Source organism: Streptomyces sp. NPDC043746 (assembly GCF_056436485.1).
This window is the reverse complement of sequence record NZ_JBWKCM010000010.1, coordinates 159982-179552: the sequence shown is the minus strand read 5'-3', so window position 1 is coordinate 179552 and position 19571 is coordinate 159982. Positions and strand designations below refer to the sequence as shown.

The 19571-nt window shown below is 70.4% G+C and carries 19 protein-coding genes and 2 pseudogenes; 13 read left to right on the top strand and 8 right to left on the bottom strand.

From position 1 onward, the window contains the following. The first annotated feature begins 12 nt into the window (after nt 1-12). Entirely contained in the window at nt 13-804 is a 792-nt protein-coding gene (locus AC0682_RS14215) for an ABC transporter permease (protein ID WP_478533045.1), read from the top strand. Between the two features lie 106 nt (nt 805-910). Here the strand turns inward: AC0682_RS14215 and AC0682_RS14210 are convergent, their stop codons facing one another. Both AC0682_RS14210 and AC0682_RS14205 read right to left on the bottom strand, forming a co-directional pair. After that, entirely contained in the window at nt 911-1951 is a 1041-nt protein-coding gene (locus AC0682_RS14210; RefSeq protein WP_478533010.1) for a hypothetical protein, read from the bottom strand. A 9-nt stretch (nt 1952-1960) separates the two neighbouring features. Beyond that, complete coding sequence (locus AC0682_RS14205; protein ID WP_478533009.1) at nt 1961-2998, bottom strand: hypothetical protein; 1038 nt, start codon at nt 2996-2998, stop codon at nt 1961-1963. Nucleotides 2999-3586: 588 nt separating this feature from the next. Here AC0682_RS14205 and AC0682_RS14200 point away from each other — a divergent pair. The 6 genes from AC0682_RS14200 (at nt 3587) to AC0682_RS14175 (ending at nt 9311) form a co-directional block, all read left to right on the top strand. Continuing rightward, complete coding sequence (locus AC0682_RS14200) at nt 3587-3754, top strand: hypothetical protein (RefSeq protein ID WP_478533008.1); 168 nt, start codon at nt 3587-3589, stop codon at nt 3752-3754. Nucleotides 3755-3766: 12 nt separating this feature from the next. Further along, nucleotides 3767-4747 (top strand): TauD/TfdA family dioxygenase, encoded by a 981-nt coding sequence (locus tag AC0682_RS14195; RefSeq protein WP_478533007.1) that lies wholly within the window; start codon nt 3767-3769, stop codon nt 4745-4747. Nucleotides 4748-4790: 43 nt separating this feature from the next. Then, nucleotides 4791-5921 carry an inosamine-phosphate amidinotransferase 1 gene (locus AC0682_RS14190; RefSeq protein ID WP_478533006.1) on the top strand — a complete coding sequence of 377 codons (1131 nt, stop codon included), beginning with the start codon at nt 4791-4793 and terminating at the stop codon, nt 5919-5921. A 169-nt stretch (nt 5922-6090) separates the two neighbouring features. Next, the gene (locus AC0682_RS14185; RefSeq protein WP_478533005.1) at nt 6091-7041 is read left to right on the top strand and encodes an ornithine carbamoyltransferase; all 951 of its coding nucleotides are present in this window, start codon (nt 6091-6093) and stop codon (nt 7039-7041) included. Further along, the gene (gene ectB, locus AC0682_RS14180; protein ID WP_478533003.1) at nt 7017-8282 is read left to right on the top strand and encodes a diaminobutyrate--2-oxoglutarate transaminase; all 1266 of its coding nucleotides are present in this window, start codon (nt 7017-7019) and stop codon (nt 8280-8282) included. Before AC0682_RS14185 ends, ectB begins: the two co-directional genes overlap by 25 nt. A gap of 66 nt (nt 8283-8348) precedes the next feature. Continuing rightward, complete coding sequence (locus AC0682_RS14175) at nt 8349-9311, top strand: NAD-dependent epimerase/dehydratase family protein (protein WP_478533002.1); 963 nt, start codon at nt 8349-8351, stop codon at nt 9309-9311. 87 nt (nt 9312-9398) lie between these two features. On the opposite strand, the gene AC0682_RS14170 is transcribed toward AC0682_RS14175, so the two are convergent. Further along, nucleotides 9399-10340 (bottom strand): phosphotransferase family protein, encoded by a 942-nt coding sequence (locus AC0682_RS14170; RefSeq protein WP_478533001.1) that lies wholly within the window; start codon nt 10338-10340, stop codon nt 9399-9401. 110 nt (nt 10341-10450) lie between these two features. Between AC0682_RS14170 and AC0682_RS14165 the strand changes: the two genes are divergently transcribed. From AC0682_RS14165 to AC0682_RS14155, 3 genes are all read left to right on the top strand, one after another. Next, nucleotides 10451-11563, top strand: coding sequence for a 3-oxoacyl-[acyl-carrier-protein] synthase III C-terminal domain-containing protein (locus AC0682_RS14165; RefSeq protein ID WP_478533000.1), 1113 nt, complete (start codon nt 10451-10453; stop codon nt 11561-11563). Next, nucleotides 11564-12307: a SpoIIE family protein phosphatase gene (locus tag AC0682_RS14160; protein WP_478532999.1), complete on the top strand. Its 744-nt coding sequence runs from the start codon at nt 11564-11566 to the stop codon at nt 12305-12307. A 98-nt stretch (nt 12308-12405) separates the two neighbouring features. Continuing rightward, complete coding sequence (locus AC0682_RS14155; protein ID WP_478532998.1) at nt 12406-13902, top strand: glycosyltransferase; 1497 nt, start codon at nt 12406-12408, stop codon at nt 13900-13902. Between the two features lie 309 nt (nt 13903-14211). On the opposite strand, the gene AC0682_RS14150 is transcribed toward AC0682_RS14155, so the two are convergent. Together AC0682_RS14150 and AC0682_RS14145 are read right to left on the bottom strand one after the other, a co-directional pair. Beyond that, a complete protein-coding gene (locus AC0682_RS14150) occupies nt 14212-14475 on the bottom strand; it encodes a type I-E CRISPR-associated protein Cas6/Cse3/CasE (RefSeq protein ID WP_478532997.1) in 264 nt (87 codons plus the stop codon). A gap of 156 nt (nt 14476-14631) precedes the next feature. Next, on the bottom strand, nt 14632-14844 hold the full coding sequence (locus AC0682_RS14145) for a type I-E CRISPR-associated protein Cas6/Cse3/CasE (RefSeq protein WP_478532996.1): 213 nt from the start codon (nt 14842-14844) through the stop codon (nt 14632-14634). 282 nt (nt 14845-15126) lie between these two features. On the opposite strand from AC0682_RS14145, the gene AC0682_RS14140 reads away from it, so the two are divergent. Continuing rightward, the gene (locus AC0682_RS14140; protein WP_478533044.1) at nt 15127-15399 is read left to right on the top strand and encodes a hypothetical protein; all 273 of its coding nucleotides are present in this window, start codon (nt 15127-15129) and stop codon (nt 15397-15399) included. Beyond that, nucleotides 15396-15803, top strand: a complete 408-nt coding sequence (locus AC0682_RS14135; protein WP_478532994.1) for a type II toxin-antitoxin system VapC family toxin — start codon at nt 15396-15398, stop codon at nt 15801-15803. The genes AC0682_RS14140 and AC0682_RS14135 overlap by 4 nt, the downstream gene beginning before the upstream one ends. Before the next feature lie 34 nt (nt 15804-15837). Here AC0682_RS14135 and AC0682_RS14130 read toward each other — a convergent pair. The 3 genes and pseudogenes from AC0682_RS14130 to AC0682_RS14120 all read right to left on the bottom strand — a co-directional run. Then, nucleotides 15838-15982 (bottom strand): annotated as a pseudogene (locus AC0682_RS14130) (DUF255 domain-containing protein); the annotation flags it as partial. A 254-nt stretch (nt 15983-16236) separates the two neighbouring features. Continuing rightward, nucleotides 16237-16677 (bottom strand): annotated as a pseudogene (locus AC0682_RS14125) (ATP-binding protein); the annotation flags it as partial. Between the two features lie 47 nt (nt 16678-16724). Continuing rightward, complete coding sequence (locus AC0682_RS14120) at nt 16725-17507, bottom strand: thioesterase II family protein (protein WP_478532992.1); 783 nt, start codon at nt 17505-17507, stop codon at nt 16725-16727. A gap of 364 nt (nt 17508-17871) precedes the next feature. Between AC0682_RS14120 and AC0682_RS14115 the strand changes: the two genes are divergently transcribed. Then, a complete protein-coding gene (locus AC0682_RS14115) occupies nt 17872-19464 on the top strand; it encodes a serine/threonine-protein kinase (RefSeq protein WP_478532991.1) in 1593 nt (530 codons plus the stop codon). Nucleotides 19465-19571 lie beyond the last annotated feature (107 nt).

The window sequence follows — 19571 nt, the reverse complement described above, 5'->3', positions numbered from 1 at the left end:
GCCGTGGGAAGCATGCGCATGACGTTCCTGCTCTACCGGGCGGCGGTGCGGGGCGAGACGCAGTACCGGCTGAACTTCGTGATGCTGCTCGCGCTGGGGCTCGTCTACCAGGGCAGCGGCATCGCCTTCGTCTGGACCGTGCTCCGCACCTTCGACAGCATCGCCGGCTGGACCTTCGGAGAGCTGGCGTTCCTCTACTCACTGCGGCTGATGGCGCACGCCGTCTGGGTCGTCCCCTTCAACCAGGTCGCGATCATGGACACCACGATCCGCGAGGGACGGTTCGACCGCTATCTGGTGCGGCCGCTGAACCCGTTCCTCCAGATCATCACCAGCCGGTTCCGGATGAACGTGATCGGCGACGTGATGGCTGCGGTCATCCTGTTCGCCATCGCCGTGAGCCTGGTCGACATCGACTTCTCGCCGCTGAGCGTCGCGTACCTCGTGTTCGCGGTCATCGGGGGCGCGCTGGCCGAGGGAGCGGCCGCGGTCCTCGTCTCGTCGCTGAGCTTCCGCTCCGTGCAGACCTGGGCGGCCAGCCAGCTCGTCGACAACATCTACTTGATGTTCGGTTCCTATCCGACGCACGTCTTCGGCGGTGCGTTGACGTGGGGCCTCACCTGGGTGATGCCCGTGGCCGTCGTCGCCTACATCCCGTCGAGCGTCCTGCTGGACAAGACCGACGCCCTCCACCTCTCGGCCCCCGTGGCCGTCGCCGCGCCCCTGATCGGCCTGCTGTGGTTCGCCGCCGCCCTCGCGTGGTGGCAGAGGCGGATGCGCGGCTACCAGAGCGTCGGGGCGTGAGCCGTGGACAGGGCCGGAGGCTCCGGACACGTCCGGCCCGGATGCCCCCGCGGCATCTGCTCCCGGAACTCGCGAATGGTCATCCGCCCCGGCGGGGCCGCCCCCGTCAGGTCGCGGCGGCATCCACGCCGCGGTGGACCAGGCGCAGACTCCGACTGCCGTCCGGCTCCACGAACGCGATCAGGCTCGGGTCGTGCCGGCTCTCGTGGCCGGGGAGGGCCTCGCCCTCGCTCCACTCGCCGTCCTGGTGGACGGCGTGGTGCAGCGAGTCGCCGTCCAAGGACGGGTAGACGGCGTGCAGCCTGCCGTCGTACGAGGCGAGGGACGCGCCGCGGCGGCTCGTGAGGCCGTCGAGGGCGACGGCCCCGCTCCACGTGTCGCCGTCGTAGGTGGCGTGCCACAGGCGCTGGTCGTACTCCTGGCGGTAGAGCAGGTTGAGCAGGCCGTCGTGCTCGGTCAGGGCGTAGTTCCCCGGCGGGCGCATGCCGGCCGCCTCCGCCGCCTCTTGGCGCTCGGCGTTCACCACTGCGAGGGGTTCGCTGCCGCGCCCGTGCCGGACCGGCGTCCACGCGCCGTCCCCGGCGAGTGTCGCGTGCTGGACGGTCGCGCCCTCCGGGCCCTCGGGGCCCGTACCGGTTCCGCTGACGGCGAAGACCAGGTGGAGCCGGCCCTGGTAGACGGCCAGGCCCGGCCAGCGGCCCGGTCCGGTCCCGCGGGACTCCTCGTGCCTCCACGCCGTCTGCCAGGGGCCGCCCGCCGGGCGGCGGGTCGTCGCGAGGCCGCCGCGGCCGTCGTCCCAGAAGCGGTGGTACACGGCGTACACACTGCCCTCGTACGCGGCGAGGGCGGGGGAATGGAAGGCGAGGTTGCCGTTGCCGAGGTCGGCGTCAGGGGTCCACCGGCGGGGACCCGGCCGGCCCCGGTCGTCCGCCGACGTGTGGGAGGTCCAGCGCAGCGGGTTGTTCTCCGCCACTCCGTGACGGGCTCCCCGGTGGACGCAGACCAGGTCGTCGCCGTTCTGGGCGAGAGCCGGTGCGGCCGCGCTCAGGTGGTCGAGGAGGATTCCGGCCTCGCTCCAGCCTTCGGCGGTGCTGTACGTGGAGAGCCAGAGGTGCTGTTCGTGCTCATGGGCGATCGCGGCAGGCATGCAGACTCCTCATGTGGACGTGTCGGTTCCCCGACCCTCAAGCCTGTCGGCGAGCTCCTGCCACGCCGCCGCGCACCTGCGGGCGACGTCGGCCACCGCGTTGGCGGAGTGCGGGGGGATCGTTTCGATCACCCTCTCCCACGTGTCGGAGGTGAGGGCGTGCAGGCTCAGGCTGCGCAGCAGGAACCGTCCCGTCTCCGTCGACCTCAGCGAGGGGTCGCGTTTGAGCTTGAGCCAGCTCGGTCCGCGGGTGTCGAGGGGAATCGACGACACGGCCGTCGCGAGGGAGCGCAAGGAGGACCTGTTCCCGGTGTCGGCCTCCATGAGTGAACCGACCTTCTCGGCGGTCGGCTTGAGGAGAGGGGTCCGTCCTTCGCGCAGGCTGTTCCGCACCCTCCTCGCGGTGTTCGGCGACACGCCCGCGGCCCGTGCGATCTCGCGCAGCGAGGCGTCCGGGCGGTCGGCGATGACCTGGCTCGCCCGGAGGCGCCCGTAGTTGACGTCCATCGGGTGGGACCGACCGTCCTTTCCCACCCTGCGCCGCTGCTTCTCGGATCCTCCTGATTTCTGAACGCGCAGTTTAGCGACCGTCTTGTCAGAGAGTCTGGTGATCTCGGAAATGGCTCGGTTCGACCATTCCGGATGGATGCAGAGTATGCGGAGGGCAGCATTTCTCCGGTCCGCGAGTTGCAAAGGAAGGCCGTGCGTGGTGTTGAGCTTCACCGCCAGCAGGTAGGCCTGGTCGTCACTGCCCCTGAAAAAGCGGGCCCGAATTTTCCGCTCCCCTTTGAGGATGGCCGCCTGTACTCGGTGGAGGCCGTCGATCACCTTCATCGACTCGTAGTGCACGAGAATGGGAGGGAGAGCGGCGTCGGTTTCCGTGAGGGTGTGGACGTGGGATGCGCAGATTCCTTGCGAACGGGGCGATTCAGCGAGGATCAACTCGGTGACCGGAACTTCCACCACTGGTAGATCTTCATCGGGTGAAAACTGCCTCAGTACGGCTTCGACATCATGCTGGGTCAGCTCAATTTCAGGCGTACTCATGAAACGACTCCCCCACTGGTGCGTCCATCGATGATCGTGCGTCATGCACCGAGATGAGGTCAATGGGGAGTCGGCCTGGAACACCATATTCCACTTTTCGAATATTGCAGCTTAGTTGTTTAAAGATCGCGCAAAAGCGCGCATGTTGACGTGTTTAGGTCGGGCGTGGCCGATGTGCCGATTGGGCGGTTCCACCCACACCGGAGCGCACCAGCCGCCCTCTGTCTCCGTGGTCCTGGGTATCACCTGGGGTGGTTCGCCGAAGCGTGGACGTGCCCCTTCACGCGTTCACCGAATTCACCCGGGAAAGGTAGTTTCGGCCCAATCTCACGGAAGCTTCACACCGTGTCGCGAGCGGTTGTGCAATCGCGGAAATCCGCATCTGCACAGGGCGAGCCGGTGCGGCGGATGCCCTCGCGGCCCCGAGTGTCCAACTGTCGGCATGCACGGAGAGCGGCTCTGCTCCCGTGGTGCCGGCGGACCTTGCGATGGCGCCACGGGGCGTGCTCAGATGGGGAACACGCCGAGTGCGGACCACATCGCCACCGCCGACCGTTCTCCTCGACGGGAAATACCGAGGGGAATTCCGTGGCGAAGAATATGACGGAACGACAGGGCGGCAGCGAGGGCGATGCGCGCCCCTTTCTCGCGGCGGTTCCGTGCACCGCCTCCAAGGTGCTCGCCGAGACACGACGCCACCTTCCCCTTGCCGGTTCGCGCCATCTGTTCACGCTCGAATGTGAAACGCTGAAATGAGAGGGCATCGGAGTGGAATCCACAACGAAGTCGCCGACAGCGACGATCGAGATACAGCCACACGAAGCCGAAGAGCTGTGGCAGGCCATCGGCACGCTCGTGGGCAGCAGGGACCTCGAGACCCTCACCCCCGATGAATTCGTCGACCTGGCGCTCGAAGCGAACGCGTTCCTGCCGGCCTCCGTACGCCGCCACGTCACCGCCTACCGGCGCTACGCCCCGGACGGGGACGTCATCCTCCTGCGCGGCCTCCTGCCGGACAGCGCCGAGCTTCCCGAGACTGCGGTGGCGCCGTACGCACCACCGCCGCCCGGCCCGGCACAGCGCGCCTCACTGCTGCTCACCGCGGTGACAGTCATGCTCGGCGAGCCCTTCAACTACGCGAGCCTGTACAAGGGGCGCATCGTCCAGAACATGGTGCCGGTGCAGAAGATGGAGTTCACCCAGACCAGCCAGAGCAGCACCGGCATGCTCGACTGGCACTGCGAGGACAGCTTCCGCGAGGACCGCTGCGACTACGCGGGCCTCCTCTGCCTCCGGGGCGACACCTCCGCGGCGTCCAAGTACGCCCGCGTGAAGGACGTCGACCTCCCCGCCGAGCAGATCGCGATCCTCCGGCAGCCGCGCTATCACGTGCGGCCGGACCCCGCCCACGTACTGCCCGACGACATGCCGAAACGCCCCCTCCCGATCCTGACGGGCTCGGAGGCGTCGCCGGAGATCGCCTACGACACCCACCACCTCGAAGTGGTCGACGAGGCCGACGCCGAGGCGGCGGCGGCCCTGCGGGACCTGGGCGTGGCGCTGGACAAGGCCGCCGTCTCCCACGTGATGGAGCGGGGCGACCTCCTGATCTTCGACAACAAGCGGGTCGTCCACGCCCGTACGCCGTTCACCGCACGCTTCGACGGAAAGGACCGCTGGCTGATGCGCACGATGATCTGCGGCAGCGCGCTGACGTTCCGCCGCTGGGGCACCCGCATTCCGGAGTAGCAGAGCCAGAGGAACCGTAGAGGACAGAGGAGGACCCACACACATGACCGTGGTACCGGATACGAAGTCCGCAGCAGACCTTGGCACCGACAGTGCGCCGCGACCGGAGTTCGGGGCGAAGGCGGTGAACTCCTGGGACGAGTTCAGCCCGCTGCGGGAGATCGTCGTCGGCGACGCGACAGGCGCGGGCGTTCCGTCGCAGACCGACGTGTCGGCCTGGCTCAACGACTACCCCGAGCTCACCCCGTCCGAGCGGGAGCAGGTCGGCGGCCAGTTCCCGAAGCGTGTCATCGAGGAGACGAACGAGGACCTCGCCGACCTCGTGACGACCCTGCGCGAGATGGGCGTGGTGGTGCACCAGCCGCCCGCGTCCGATCACGAGCAGGAGTTCGGCGGCCCCGGCTGGAAGACCAAGGGCCGCCACTCCTACTGCCCCCGGGACCTCGCCCTGGTCATCGGTTCGACGATCATCGAGGCGCCGAGCCCGTCACGCGGCCGGTACTTCGAGCTGTCCAACATGAGGGACCTCTTCCAGGACTACCTGCGGCGCGGCGCCCACTGGCTCGGCGCCCCCCGGCCACAGCTGCGGGACGAGCTGTTCCCCACCGACGAAAACGGCAACCCCACCCTGGGCGAGGCGGAGCCGGCCTTCGAGGCGGCCAACGTCCTGCGGCTCGGCCGCGACGTCTTCTACCAGGTCTCCCGCAGCGGCAACGAGATGGGCCTCCGCTGGCTGGAGTCGATCCTGGAGCTGCTGGGCGACATCCGCGTCCACCCGTTGCGCGGCCTCTACCAGGGCACACACATCGACAGCACGATCACCTTCCTGCGGCCGGGCCTCGTGCTGCTCAACCCCGAGCGCGTCACCGAGGACACCATCCCGGAGCCGCTGAAGGGGTGGGACGTGATCTGGTGCCCGCCGATCAACGAGCCGGTGGCGCCCCTCCTCCCGCGGACGCTGAGCACCCCCTGGGTGGGGATGAACCTGCTCATGGTCAGCCCCGAGCTGGCCGTCGTCGACGGCAACCAGACCGAGCTGATCCGCGAGATGGAGAAGAAGGGCATCACGGTCGCGCCGCGGCGACTGCGCCACTCGCGCGTGCTCGGCGGCGGATTCCACTGCGTCACGTTGGACACCGTCCGCGAGGGCGGCCCCGAGCGCTACCTGGACTGACCGGCGCGGAGTCGCCCCTGGGGGCGGAGTTCTCCGGTGATGTCCCCTGCCCGGGGCGGCGGCGTCGCGGCGGCACGGCCCCGGGCAGGGGCGGCGGCGCTCTCGGGTGCGGTCCCTCTGAAAGAAGCAGGGCAAGCGGAAACAGGAGTAAGAGGAGCAAGTGGATTCAATGACTGTGGGATTCCCGAACCGGCGGCCCCTGCTGAGCCTGGCGGACCTCAGCCCGGAAGAGATCACGGAGATCGGCGAGCTCGCGTTCCGCTACGGACAGGATCCGGAACCCTTCGCGGGCCGCCTGGCCGGGACGAAGGTAGGCCTGGTGTTCACCGCGCCGTCGACCAGGACCCGGACGTCGTTCTGGAGCGCGGCCCGCACCCTGGGCTGCGACGTCCTGCACCTCGCCGAGGCCGACCTCCAGATCTCCACGGGGGAGACCTGGAGCGACACGGGCGCGATGCTCGGCCACTACCTCGACGTCATCGTCGCCCGCACGAACGGCCCGCAGCGCCACCTGGCCGAGCTGGCGGAGCACGTACCGGCGACGATCGACGCCCTCACCTACGAGCAGCACCCCACCCAGGCGATCGCGGACCTCTGCGCGCTGCGGGACCACTTCGGCGACGTCACCGGTCTGCGCCTGGCCTACCTGGGCGAGGTGAACAACACGGCTCGGGCGCTGGCGCTGCTCGTCTGCAAGCTGCCCTTCCGCGGCCTCGACGTCTACAGCCCGGCCGGCTCGGGGTTCTCCGCCGAGGAGATCGCGTCGCTGAACGCCATCCGGGGCGAGGATGTCGTCCGCCAGCACCATGCGGTGCCCGACACGCCGGACGCGGTCGACGCGGTGTACACGACGCGCTGGCAGTCGATGAGCGCGGCTCGCCACGATCAGGCCTGGCTGGCGCGTTTCGAGGGGTTCGACGTCACCAAGGACCTGATGCGGCGCTTCAGCGGATCAACCGACGCCGTGTTCATGCACGACCTGCCCGCGGTCCGCGAACAGGAGGTGACATCCGACGTCCTGGACGGGGTCAGCGTGACCTCGCTCGTGCAGCGGCAGGCCCACCACAAGGCGTCCGCCGCCGCGGCGGCGCTGCTATGGACGTCGGGTGTGCCGTCGTGACCAGCACCGAGCGGCTCGACTCCGAGGTGCGCAGCTACAGCCGACGGTGGCCGGTGGTCTTCGACCGGGCCGCGGGAAGCCGGCTCCACGGGGTGGACGGCAGGTCCTACCTGGACTTCTTCGCCGGGGCCGGCACGCTCAACTACGGCCACAACACCCCCGTACTCAAGCGCGCACTCCTCGACTACGTCGAGAACGACGGGGTCACGCACGCCCTCGACATGTGGACGGTGGCCCGAGAAGGCCTGCTGGAGGCGCTGGAGGAGAGGATCCTCGCCCCACGAGGGCTGGCGTACAAGGTCGTCTTTCCCGGTCCCGCCGGAGCGAACGCGGTGGAGGCGGCGCTCAAGCTGGCGCGGAAGGCCACCGGACGGAAGTGGGTCGCCCACTTCGGCGGCGCCTTCCACGGCATGACCCTGGGCGCTCTCTCGGTGAACGGCGATCCGGCGATCCGCCGCAGCGCCGGGACGCCCCTCGTGGACCGCGTCCAACTGCCCTACGACGACGGGGCCGACGTCGCGGACGTCGAGGCCCTGCTGGCGGCCACCGAGGGCGGTCTCACCGGCACGGCCGCCGTCATCGTGGAGACCGTGCAGGGGGAGGGCGGGATCAACGTCGCCCGCCTCACGTGGCTGCGGAAGCTCGCCGCCGTCTGCCGAAGCCACGGCATCCTCCTCATCGTCGACGACATCCAGATGGGCTGCGGCCGCGTCGGGGCCTTCTTCAGCTTCGAGGACGCCGGGATCGAACCGGACATCGTCTGCCTGTCGAAGAGCATCAGCGGTTACGGGCTGCCGATGGCGCTCACGCTGATCCGGCCCGAGCTGGACGTGTGGCGGCCGGCGGAGCACAACGGAACCTTCCGCGGCTTCAGCCTGGCCTTCGTGACCGCGGCCGAGGCGATGCGCCACTACTGGAGCGACGACGAGCTGGAGAGGTCCACCAGGGACAAGGGAGAACACGCTCTCGGAGGCCTTCGGCAGATCGTGGCCTCCTACCCCGGGGAGGGCCTGGCGGCCCGCGGGCGCGGCCTCGCCCTGGGTCTGGCCACCGCCGACGGCGCCACGGCCGACCGGATCAGCGCGGCTGCGTTCGAACGCGGACTCCTGCTGGAGACGTGCGGCCCGGACGGCAGGGTCGTGAAGCTCCTGCCGCCGCTCACCGTCTCCCGCGGCGACCTCGACCTCGCGCTGGACATCCTCGACGCCTCCGTGAAGTCGGCCCTCGTCACGCACGTCTGAGGCCACCGCGACGCCTGGAGCCGTGGGTGACACCGCAGGCACATCGAACTCAATGGGAGAAGGACCATGACGCAGTACGAGGGACGTGTAGTGGTCACGGGCGGCGGCGGCTTCGTGGGCTCGCACCTGTGCGAGCGACTCCTGCGCGAAGGCTTCGCGGTCGTGTGCATCGACGACTTCAGTACGGGCTCGGTGCGCAACGTCGAGCCGCTGGACCGCCACTCCGGCTTCCATCTGCTGGAGGCCGACGTGTCGACCGGCTTCGACATCAGGGGTGCGGTCGACGCGGTGCTTCACCTCGCCTCCCCCGCCTCCCCCGTGGACTACCTGAGGCGTCCGCTGGAGACGATGCGGGCGGGGTCCACCGGGACCCAGCACGCCCTGGACCTGGCCTGCCACAAGGGCGCGCGCTTCCTGCTCGCGTCCACCAGCGAGGTCTACGGCGACCCCCAGGTCCACCCCCAGCCGGAGAGCTACTGGGGCCACGTGAACCCGGTGGGCCCGCGCGCCGTCTACGACGAGGCCAAGCGGTTCAGCGAGGCGCTGACCGTCGCCCATCGGGACGCACGCCGCCTGGACGCCCGGATCGTGCGGATCTTCAACACCTTCGGGCCGCGCATGCGCGCCGACGACGGCCGGATGATCCCCAACTTCATTCGCCAGGCCATCGCCGGAGAACCGCTGACGGTGGCCGGGGACGGCAGCCAGACCCGCTCGTTGTGCTACGTGAGCGACACCGTGGACGGCATCCTCCGGCTCCTGTGGGCACCGGGCGAACAGGGGCCGGTGAACATCGGCGGGACGCACGAGATGACCGTCCTCGCGACCGCCGAGATGATCCGCGACCTCGTCGGCTCGTCCTCGTCCATCGAGTTCGTCGCCCGCCCCCAGGACGACCCGGGCCTGCGGCGGCCGGACATCAGCCGGGCCGAACGGTCCCTCGGCTGGCGGCCGGAGGTGAGCGTCGAAGCCGGGATCAAGAGAACCATCGACTGGTTCCTGGAGAACAGCGTCCTCCTCGGCTCCTGACCTGTCCGTACGGTTCCCCGTGCCTCGTCGCGCTCGGCAGTACGGGGAACCGTACGGGTCAGGGGCGTGGCGGACGTCGCCGGAACGTCAGCCCAGGGCGGCCATCAGTCCGGTGACGTAGGTGTCCAGACGCCGTTCCAGGACGCTCGTCGTGAGATCGGTCCGCCCCGCGGCCTGGTAGGCCTGCGCCCACAGGTCGACCTCCTCGGAGCACGACAGCGCGTCCCGCACCAGCCAGTACAGGCGCTCGCCCGGCTTCGTCGCCAGCGTCCCGCCCGCCTCCTCGTACGCCTCGGCGAACCGCAGCCCCCACGACGGGTCGTGGAGGAGCGCGAGGTTGGTGGAGCAGTGGGCGACGTCGAGGTCCGCCGGACCCCAGGAAGGCTGTGACCAGTCGACGACGCCGATGATCCGGGCCTCGTCCGGACGGGACGGCGGCACGTCGAACAGGACGTTGCCCGGCTGGAAGTCGCGGTGCAGGAAACGGCCTTCGTATGACGGGGCGGGATCGCGGATCACGTCGATCGCCGCGGACCAGGCGACCTCCTGGCCGCCCTTCGGCACGACGACCGACTCCGGCGTCGTCAACGTCGTGAACGTTCGGGGTCGCTCGACGGGCTGGAGCGCGTGGATGCCGACGAGTTGACGGGCCAGCAGGGGAGCGCGGGTCTCGACGCCCTCGTCGTCGAGGACGGAGCGGCCCTCCAGGTACGTCATCAGCAGCGACGGGTACTCGCAGTGCGCGGCCGTCGGGTCGACCGCGACCAGATCCGGCGCGAGCACCCCGGTCCCGCCGAGGAGTTCCAAGGCGCCGGCCTCCCTGGTCAGCCACTCCTCGGCATTCCCCAGGTAGAACGCGTCGACGAAACTGCGCAGCACGAGGTGCCGGGTGACGGCGTCCTCGGTACCGATGGTCAGCTTGCGCATTTCCGCGGTCATACCGCCGTGCAACGTCGTGGCTTTGACGACCCGTTCGCCGCTGCCCAGATGTCGGTTCACCCAGGCGAGAGTCTTCGGCCGCAGATTCATGTCGTCATGAAAAGTATTCACGGGGTCATGTGAACACGCGGGCGCCAGACGGCGCAAGTGTGTCCAGCTGGCCTCAACTCACTTACGCAAAAGGCGACTTCGTTGCACAGGTGGCGAGGTCGACCCTCTGTTATGGTTCCGTCGAAAAGACGAGGCCGACCGAAGAATTGCAACCCGCATCAGGGTGGACGGAGCTCTTCATGACTCGTTGGGACAATGTCTATATCGCGGCGACGGCAGTAGACCTGCCGCCCGTCGTCCCGGTATCCGAGGCTGTGGCGGACGGCAGTTATCCGGAAAAACTCGCGCGGCGCACACGACAGCGCACCGTCGCGGTCGCTCCGGCGGACGAGCCCCCGGCGGCTTTCGCCGCCCGCGCGGGGAAAGCGGCCCTGGCGGAGTCGGGGTACACCTTCGACGACGTCGGGCTGCTCGTCCACACGTCGGTCCTGGACCCGTCTCCCCGGATGTCGAATGCCGTGATGTGGCTCGAGCGGGAGCTCGGACCGGGCGGCTTCCGGGACGTGGCGCAGCTGATGAACGGCTGCGACGGGGTGGTGAACGGCATGCGCTGGGCCGCCGCCCGTCTCACCTGCGAGGGTGAACACGGCGCCGCTCTGGTCACCGCCGCCGAGAGCTGGCAGCCGAAAGAGGTGATCGACCGGTGGACCGTCGACCCGGACACCCCGTTCGGAGACGGCGGAGCGGCGCTGGTCATGTCCAGGGACCACGGAATCGCCCGCCTTCTCGCGGCGGTCAGCCACACGCAGCCGCATCTCGAAGGGGTGCACCGAGGCCCCCGCGTGTTCGGCCAGGGCGTCAGCCTTCCGGTGGTCCTCTCGCAGCGTTCCCGCGCCTTCTACGAGACGTCCGACATCTCTCGCGAAGAAGCCTGGAAGATGCGCGGAGACGGAATCGGCGCCGTCATCGACAAAGTGCTGGCCGATGCCGGCATCGCACGCGAACAAGTGGCCCGTGTGGTGCTGCCTTTCAGGGGACACCAGGTCCTCGAAGAAGAGTATTTCCCCTATCTCGGAGGCCTCGAACCCGCGCGCTCCAGCGAGGAACGGGGACGCGAGATCGGGCATCTGGGCGGGGCGGATCCCATCGCCGCCCTCCACTACGCGATCGCGTCGGGCGAACTCTCCCCGGGGGACCACGCCGTCGTCTTCAGCGAGGGCGTGGGAATCGTGCAGTCCGCCGTACTCGTCGAGGTCGTCTGAATGACCACGCCATTCGGATACGGGAACGTCCGCGTCGCCACGGCCACACGGACCGGCACCGCCGCCCCCAGCGGAGACGCGGTCGCCGTCCACGTCCAGACCGACGGCACCACCGCCGCGGCCGTGGTCGACGGCATCGGCCACAGCAACCGCGTCGCGTCCGTGGCGGAGCTGCTCGCCACCGTCATGGCACGGGTCGCTGCGCGCCGGGGGAGCCTCGCCGGCCTGCTCACCGGCACCGAACTGGTGGCCGACAAGGGCGCAGGCAACGAACCGGAGCCGGACGCCGTCGCGGTGGTCGCTACGGCGTCGTGTTCGACATCCGGGTCGACGTCCGCGTCGGCCGAAGAGGAGCGGATCCGCGTCGCGTGGGTCGGCGACTGCCGCGCCTACGCCCTGGAGGGCGGACGGCTGCGGCCGCTGACCGCCGACCACAACCTCGCGGAGCACCTGGCCCTGTGCGGGTACACCGGCGAGATCCCACGCCAGGCCGCCAAGTGGGTCCGCACGACCGTGCGGAGCGCCGCCGTCGCCACCGTGTCGGAGGCCTGGACCCGGTCCCCGCTGGTGGTGCTGATGTCGGACGGGGTCCACGACCAGGTGCCGCACGGCGCGATGGAGGCGCTGGCCCTCCGGTACGAGGACGATCCGCAGTCCCTGTCGGAGGCCCTGGTGGCCGCCGCCGCGACCGGCGCGGACGGGGTCAGGGACGACGCCACCACCCTCGTGATCCGCCGCGGCTGAGGCGGTCGCGGGCACGGCAGCGCGCCGGTACGGCACCGCGGCGGCAGAACATCTCACCCGTGACCAGCGAGTCACGGGGCAATCCTCAGGGAGGGTACGTGTCGAGCAACGAGGGCATCATCGTGCTGACCACCAGGGAGAAGGAATGGTGGCTGAGCCTGCAGGAGATCATCCCGGCCATCGAACGCGTCTGGGACCTCATCGGCCGGTCCGAGCGGCAGACCGTCAGCACGTTCTGCGTGCCGCTGCCGCCCGCCATGGAAGAGCGCCTCCGCGCCCGTGCCGCGCGGGTGGAGCGCGTCGTCCTCACCACCGTGACGCCTGGCACGGTCAAGGCCGCGCTCTCCCTGCGGGCGGAGGCGGAGGAGCCCGCGCCGATGACCCTCTACGTCCACGGGGACGGCCCCGAAGGGTTCGAGGCCTTCGGGGCCCTCGTGGACGCGCTCACCGAGCGGGACACCTTCGTCGTGACGTGCGAGGCGGAGGCAGCGACGGTCCGGGCGTGTCTCCCGAACGCCCGGATCGAGCAGATCCCCTTCCCGCTGGTCGACCTGTTCAAGGTGAACAGCCGGAAGCGGCGGCCGGAGGGCGAGGTCACGCGGCTGGCATACGTCGGGCGCGTCTCGGAGCAGAAGAACCTGCACACATTGCTGTTCGCCCTGTGGCTCATGCGGGACTCCGCCGCCGGGGCGCCGCCGGTGACCCTGGACGTGTACGGCGGCGAGGACAACCTGGGCAGCCCCAACATGGGGCTCAAGAACTCCGACTACGGCACGTTCCTGCGGGAACTCGCCGAGACCCTGGGCCTGGCGGACGTGGTCACCTGGCACGGACCCCAGCCCCGCGACTGGGTCTTCTACGACGTCCACCAGGAGCCGCACGTCCTGGTGTCGCCCACGGTGCACTCCGACGAGAACTTCGGCTCGTCCGTCCTCGCGTCGCTGGTCAACGGCCATCAGGTGGTGACGACGTCCTGGGGCGGCCACCGAGGCTTCCAGGAGTGGTTCCCCGAGCAGCTGACGCTGGTCCCCGTCCACAGGTCCGCGCTGGGCCCGGTCGTGCACCCCGCCGCCCTGGCCGAAGCCCTCACGGCCGCAGTGCGCAGATCGACGACCGTCGTGGACGAAGCCGCCCTCGACCGGGGCCGGGCGGCCTTCTCCGAGCGCGCGGTGGCGGAACGCACCCTGGACATGCTCGGCCGGCCCGACCGCGCTCCCGTGCCGCTGGAGAAGTCACCGGTCCAAGCGGACATCGACGAGCGCAGGGTTCGGTTCGGCGGCGCCCGCAAGATCTACGCCGACTACGCGGACCCGATCGCGCGAATCTTCTTCGAGGCCTACGGCATGGACGAGCCGCTCAGCTTCGACGCGGGGGCCGACTACGCCCTGGCTCCCTGGGTCAGCTGCTCCGACGGCTTCGTCCGAGTCGCCGACCCGCACCGCGGACACCGGAGCTTCCCGGTCGCCGCCGACGCGTCCACGCCGTGCGACGTCCTGATGGTCCCGTCCCTGAAGACGCGCCCCCTGCCGGAGGACCTCGTGAGGGAACTGGTGGACCTCGGCTACGCGTTCTCGATACGGGCCCTCAGCCGTTGAGCGGATCGACGGCGAGCAGCCTCATGGTGATGAGGCGTCGAGGAGCGGTCGCACACGGGGCTTTCGTCGAGGTCGAGGTCGTACGGACTCCATGGCCATCGCCAGGGACAGGAGCGGCCGGCACAGGGACAGCACCGCCGTGACGGCGGACTCGGCCGGGCGCGCACCGTACCGCGTCCGAGCCGGCAGGCATCATCGGCGTGCTGGAGGAGGTACGGGGAGGTCTCCCCCACGAGTCGATTCGGCATCCCCCAACCCATGCCCCGCCCGCGTCACCCCACCCCGCCGGTCAGGAACGGCGTGCCGCGGTCAGGTGGGAGGGCGTCCGCGGCCGGCGGGCTCTCTGGTGGGTTGCCGGATCGGCAGGATGCTCAGCAGCCCGCAACCGTAGGACTTGCCTCTTCCGATTCCCTCCCGCATGGCTCGCCGCAGGGCGGACACGTCGTGGATCTCCGCCTCCCCGTCGAACTGTGCGAGGTGAGATCGGAGGCCCGCACGTGCACGGAGTCGGCTGACGAGCGGATGCCGGGGGGCACGAGCCCGGACTGGAGACGGAGCCCCGCCTGGTCGCACGCGACCTCCACCACTCCTCGGCGGCCTCCCCGTGCAAGGCCACCCGCTGGCCGGCCCGGCCGCCTCCCGCCGAGGGCACGGCCAGCTGTTTCGAAAGGTTGGCAGCGATCCGATAGCGCACCCGCATGCCCCCCGTGAGCATGTCGAGGTACGACTTCAGGTGCAGCACCCCGTCTCGGCGTAGCCCTCGGGCAGGCGTCCGATATCGGGCCGCACGTGACTCTGCACGAGGACCTGTACCGCGTCTCGCAAGGGCTCCGTCCGGTAGAGGGCACCCACGTCGCTGCGGGGGGTGTCGGAGAGGCGGTCTGGGAAGAGGGACATGACGCGGCGGTGCCTCAAGTGGGCGTCATTCAGGTCGTTCAACACCCCCTCTGCGCAGATCGGGGGTCAACCGGGTCAGCCAGAGGCTCATGCTGTTCCCACCTGTTCGGGCTTCGAGGTGGCCGCCGGCTGCCGTGGGAGCATCGGAGCGGTCAGAGGGACGTGACCGACACGTACCACCCGCGTTCCGTGCCGCCGCCGTGCCGAGAATGAGATCGGGTGATCGTGGCGCAACTCGGCTCCTACGAACATGGGCACGGTGTCGCGCACGGTCCGCAGGTGCGGCGGTGTACCTGCGTCCAGGCGCTCGGGTGCACGGCGCAGGCTGTGAAGCCATCCCGCCCCGGAACCACCGAGAACATCTCTGTGTCCATGCCCGCCGAGCTGGTCAGCGAGCTCCGCTCCCGAACCGGTCGACGCGGGCTGTCCAGCTACATCACCGAAGCTGTCAGGCACCAGCTCGCCATGGACGGACTCGCCGAGATCGTGGCATCCCACGAGAAGGAGCACGGCGCGCTCACGGAGCAGGAGATCGAAGCCGCACGTCGCGAGCTGTTCGGAGACGTGAAAGCCGAGGATGTCGAGCGGGGCGCCGCGTGAAGGAGCAGCCAGCCCGCTCACTGGTGCTGGACTCCGAGGCGCTCTCTCTGCTCCTGCGCAACGACCGCGGCATGGCGGCTCTCATCGAGGCATCCCGGCAGGCTGGAGTTCCCGTCCTCCTGTCCACCCTGACCATTGTTGAAGCCGTACAAGCGAAGACCGACCTTGCACGGTTGAAGTGGCTGCTCTCCCGGCTGCGGGTGGAACAGGTCAGTCAGGAGGATTCCCTCACCGCAGTGGCGCTGCTCCGGGACGCAGCCGGGCTGCATGGACACAAGTACGCAATCGACGCCCTCGTCGCCGCGCTCGCGCTCCGTGTCCCAGCCCCCGTGATCGTTCTGACTTCCGACCATGACGACTGGTCGAAGCTCTGTGGGAAGCGCGTGGTCATCAAAGAGGTGTGAGCACGCCCCAGCTACTGGGTTCGCGAGTTCACTGGCACCAGTGGCACGCCGAGGCCGACCGACAGCAGAACGGGCACATCGCGCCGTTTTGCTTCCTCGAACGCCTCGCGTCCCCACGGCCACCAGTCGACCGGATTGTCGGCGTGCTGAAGCAGGTAAGGCGAGGTCGTACCAGCCAAACCGCGCGTCGGGCGGGACCCGTCCGGCGATGACGGCGACGGCACCGACCGGCGGCTGCGGCAGGAACTGCTCCCAGAGCCAGCCCCTCCAGGCCCTGGCAGCGCTCGAAGGCGTCGACCAGGAGTACGGCTCCGGGCTCGCTGACCGCCTCCTTGGCCGCTTCGGTGAAGTCCTCCGGCGTGGGAGGGACGGTGCGACCGTCGACCTCGACGACCGGGCGGCCCGCCTGCCGTGCCTCCTGTGCGAAACACCGCAGCAGCGCGGACTTGCCGATGCCGCCCGGACCGTGCAGATAGTGCACCGGAGCGGCACCCGGCCGCTCGCTCAGGGCTGCCTGGAAGAGGTCCTGCTCGGCTTCCCGGCCGACGAACAGTCGTTCGCGCGCCGCGGTCAGTCGACCGGCGAACGAGCCTCGTCGTTCCCGACCCGTGGCCACCTCACTGTGCCTTTCGGGTGATCTGCGTGCGGTTGGTGCAGCGTACGCGTTCGACCCGTTGCACTCACTCGCGCAGATGGTGGGGGCACGGGCGCGAGGAGCCCGCCGTCGCCCGCCCGGTTCCCCGTCAGATGCCGGAAGGGGGCCGTGTCCTGCGCGATGAAGATGCTGCGCGACCGCGTCTTCGGGGCCGCCGCGGTCGGCGGCCGTCGTCCGCGGCCCGGAAAGAGGATCGCCGGGATCGGTCCACTGAGCCATTCCTCCTCCGAGGACCCCGTCGGACAGCGGCTCGGCGGGGCCGTCCGTCACCGGTCCGGCGCGGCCGAGCCGGTCGACGGCGGCTCCGCGATCCCGGCCGCGATCACCTGCGTCACCGCCGCCGCATGGGAGTTGAGGTAGAAGTGGCCGCCCGCGTACACCTTGAGTTCGAAGCCGCCGGCCGTGTGCTCGCCCCAGGCCTCCGCCTCGTCGAGCGTCACCCGGGGGTCGTCGTCGCCGGTGAGGGCGACGACGGGGCACTCCAGCAGCGGGCCCGGGACGTGGCGGTAGGTCTCCACCGCCTTGTAGTCGCTCCTGACGGCCGGGAGGACCATCCGCAGTATCTCCGGGTCGCCCAGGATCTGGGAGTCGGTCCCGCTGAGCTTCTTCAGCTCGCCGACGAGGCCGTTGTCGTCGAGCTGGTGCACGTTCCCCTGCCGCGGGCGTGACGGGGCGCGCCCGCCGGAGGCGAAGAGGCGCAGGGGCTTGACGCCCTGGCTCTCCAGCCGCCTGGCGACCTCGTACGCCACCATGGAGCCCATGCTGTGACCGAAGAGGGCCAGCGGCCCGGGGGTCAGCGGCAGCAGCTCCGCGACGACGCCGTCGGCCAGGCCACCGATGTCGCCGACACACGGTTCGCCGTGCCGGTCCTGCCTGCCCGGGTACTGGACCGACAGCACCTCGATCGAGCGTGGCAGCATACGGGAGAAGGGGAAGTAGAAGGTGGCCGAGCCTCCCGCGTGCGGGAAGCAGACCAGCCGGACGTCGGCATCCGGTGCCGGGTGGAATCGGCGCAGCCACGCTCCGTCGCGCCTGGTGGTACTGGTCATGGTTCCTGAACGTCCCCTCTGTCATGCGGCCTCGGGGAGGCGCGGTCGACACCACGGCGTCGGCGGTGGCGGATCTCGCGGGGCGGATGGTGCGCCCGGCCGCGCGAGCGCGGCGCGGGGCGGTCGCCCGTCCCAGCCGCCCACACCGGCGGAAGCCGATGACGCCTTGGCCTTTTCGCGCCCGGGCCCGCCCCTGCCCCCGGCTCTTCCCAGGCGCCCTCGGCGTGGGCGCCGACCCGCCCTGCGGGCGGTGAAGGCCGCAAATCGTGGACAAGCGTAGCGAGTTCGGGGCCCGTGGGCGACGATGTTGAGCGACCTGACGGGGACGTGAGTCGGTGGGCGGGCGGGGTATGGGTGGGCTGGGATGAGGGCGGTTGAGCCCGGGGAGCGGGTCGGGCGGTTCACGGTGCTCGCGGAGTTGGCGAGCGGGGGCATGGGTCGGGTGTACCTGGCGCGGTCGCCGGCGGGGCGTACGGTCGCCCTCAAGACGTTGCTCACGGACGGGGCGGACGACCGCAGGCGGTTCGTCCGTGAGGTCGAGTGCGCGCGCCGGGTGCGCGGGGTCTACACGGCGAGCGTCGTGGACGCCGACCCGGAGGCCCCCGTGCCGTGGATGGCCCAGGAGTACGTGCCCGCCCCCTCGCTGAAGGACCTGGTCGAGGAGTGCGGCACGCTGGGGGTGGACGCCCTGCACTGGGTGGGCGCCGGGATGGCGGAGGCGGTCGCCTCGCTGCATGCCGCGGGGCTCGTGCACCGGGATGTGAAGCCCTCGAACGTGCTCCTGCCCGTCGAGGGGCCCCGCCTGATCGACTTCGGCATCTCGCAGGCGCACGACCTCACCCGGACGCAGTCGGCGCTCGGCACCGTGGCCTACGCCTCGCCGGAGCAGGCCCGCGGGGAGCCCACGGGCGAGGCGTCGGACATGTTCTCCGTGGGAGCGACCCTGTTCTACCTGGCGGTGGGCCGACCGCCCTACCGGGACATCGAGCACATCTCCGCGATGGAACTGCTCGTGCGCGCGGCCACCGGGGACGTCGACACCTCCGGTCTCCCGGCAGCCCTGGACCCCCTGGTCCTGCCCTGCCTCGATCCCGATCCGCGCTCCCGCCCCACCCCGGCCGAGGTCATCGCCTACTGCGCCGACCACCTCGGCGCCAGCCCGGCGGCACGCGGCGGCGGGGCGCTGCTGGACGCCCGCTGGACCGACGCCATCGAACGGCACCGGGCCGAGCGCACCGAAGCCCTGCGCCACGCGATTTGCCGCGTCGACGCCTCCGCGGAGCTTCCGGCCGCGCCGGAGAGCGCCGGAGAGGACGAGCCGACCCGGCCCGTCGGCTCCCCGCCCGCCACGGCGCGCCTCCCGGGTCCGCCGGAGAGCCGTGCGGCGTCGGGCGGTCCGCGCCGGTGGGCCCTCGCCGCGTCGGCCGTGGCCGCACTGCTGGTGGCGGGCGCGCTGATCTGGCAGCCGTGGAGCCGTGCCGACGCGACGGCGGGCGCCCCGGACACGCCGGTGCGGTTCCTGGAAGTGGAGAGGGAGCAGCCCGGGGCCTGCCCCGCCCCGGGTGAGACCGACGACCCGCTCACCTCGCCGCGTCCCGTGCCCACGGGGAGGGGTTTCACCTCGGACGACCGTGAGCTGTGTGTCGTCGTCTCCACCGCGACCGGCCTGACGGTGGACAGGTTCAAGCAGGTGACCGCCTTCGAGGACGAGGCGCTGGCGGGGTGGTCGGTGCGGGTGGTGTTCCAGGACGCGGACGCCGCGAAGTTCGCCGAGCTGACCGGCACGGTCTCCGGCCGGACTCCGCCCGCCAACACCCTGGCCGTCGTCCAGGGCGAGAACCGCCTCCTGGCCAAGGTCGCCGTCCTGGACCGTCTGGCGGGCGGCAACGCGGTCATCGCGACCCGGCTCGGCCGCAACGAGGCCCGGTTCCTCGCCCATGTGCTGGGGGCGCGGTAGGGCACGCCCGTTCGGCCGGAACCTCCGCGCGCCCCGCCTTCGGCCGACAGCCTCCGTGCGCCCGCGTCCGGCCGGACACCCGGTCCCACCTCGCCTCGACGGGGCCG

Bases quoted from the DNA above. Each gene is read 5' to 3' on its own strand.
- AC0682_RS14215 (WP_478533045.1), top strand. From the start codon at position 13: ATGCGCATGACGTTCCTGCTCTACCGGGCGGCGGTGCGGGGCGAGACG.
- AC0682_RS14210 (WP_478533010.1), bottom strand. From the start codon at position 1,951: ATGCCTGCCGCGATCGCCCATGAGCACGAACAGCACCTCTGGCTCTCC.
- AC0682_RS14205 (WP_478533009.1), bottom strand. From the start codon at position 2,998: ATGAGTACGCCTGAAATTGAGCTGACCCAGCATGATGTCGAAGCCGTA.
- AC0682_RS14190 (WP_478533006.1), top strand. From the start codon at position 4,791: ATGACCGTGGTACCGGATACGAAGTCCGCAGCAGACCTTGGCACCGAC.
- AC0682_RS14185 (WP_478533005.1), top strand. From the start codon at position 6,091: ATGACTGTGGGATTCCCGAACCGGCGGCCCCTGCTGAGCCTGGCGGAC.
- ectB (WP_478533003.1), top strand. From the start codon at position 7,017: ATGGACGTCGGGTGTGCCGTCGTGACCAGCACCGAGCGGCTCGACTCC.
- AC0682_RS14175 (WP_478533002.1), top strand. From the start codon at position 8,349: ATGACGCAGTACGAGGGACGTGTAGTGGTCACGGGCGGCGGCGGCTTC.
- AC0682_RS14170 (WP_478533001.1), bottom strand. From the start codon at position 10,340: ATGAATCTGCGGCCGAAGACTCTCGCCTGGGTGAACCGACATCTGGGC.
- AC0682_RS14160 (WP_478532999.1), top strand. From the start codon at position 11,564: ATGACCACGCCATTCGGATACGGGAACGTCCGCGTCGCCACGGCCACA.
- AC0682_RS14120 (WP_478532992.1), bottom strand. From the start codon at position 17,507: ATGACCAGTACCACCAGGCGCGACGGAGCGTGGCTGCGCCGATTCCAC.
- AC0682_RS14115 (WP_478532991.1), top strand. From the start codon at position 17,872: ATGAGGGCGGTTGAGCCCGGGGAGCGGGTCGGGCGGTTCACGGTGCTC.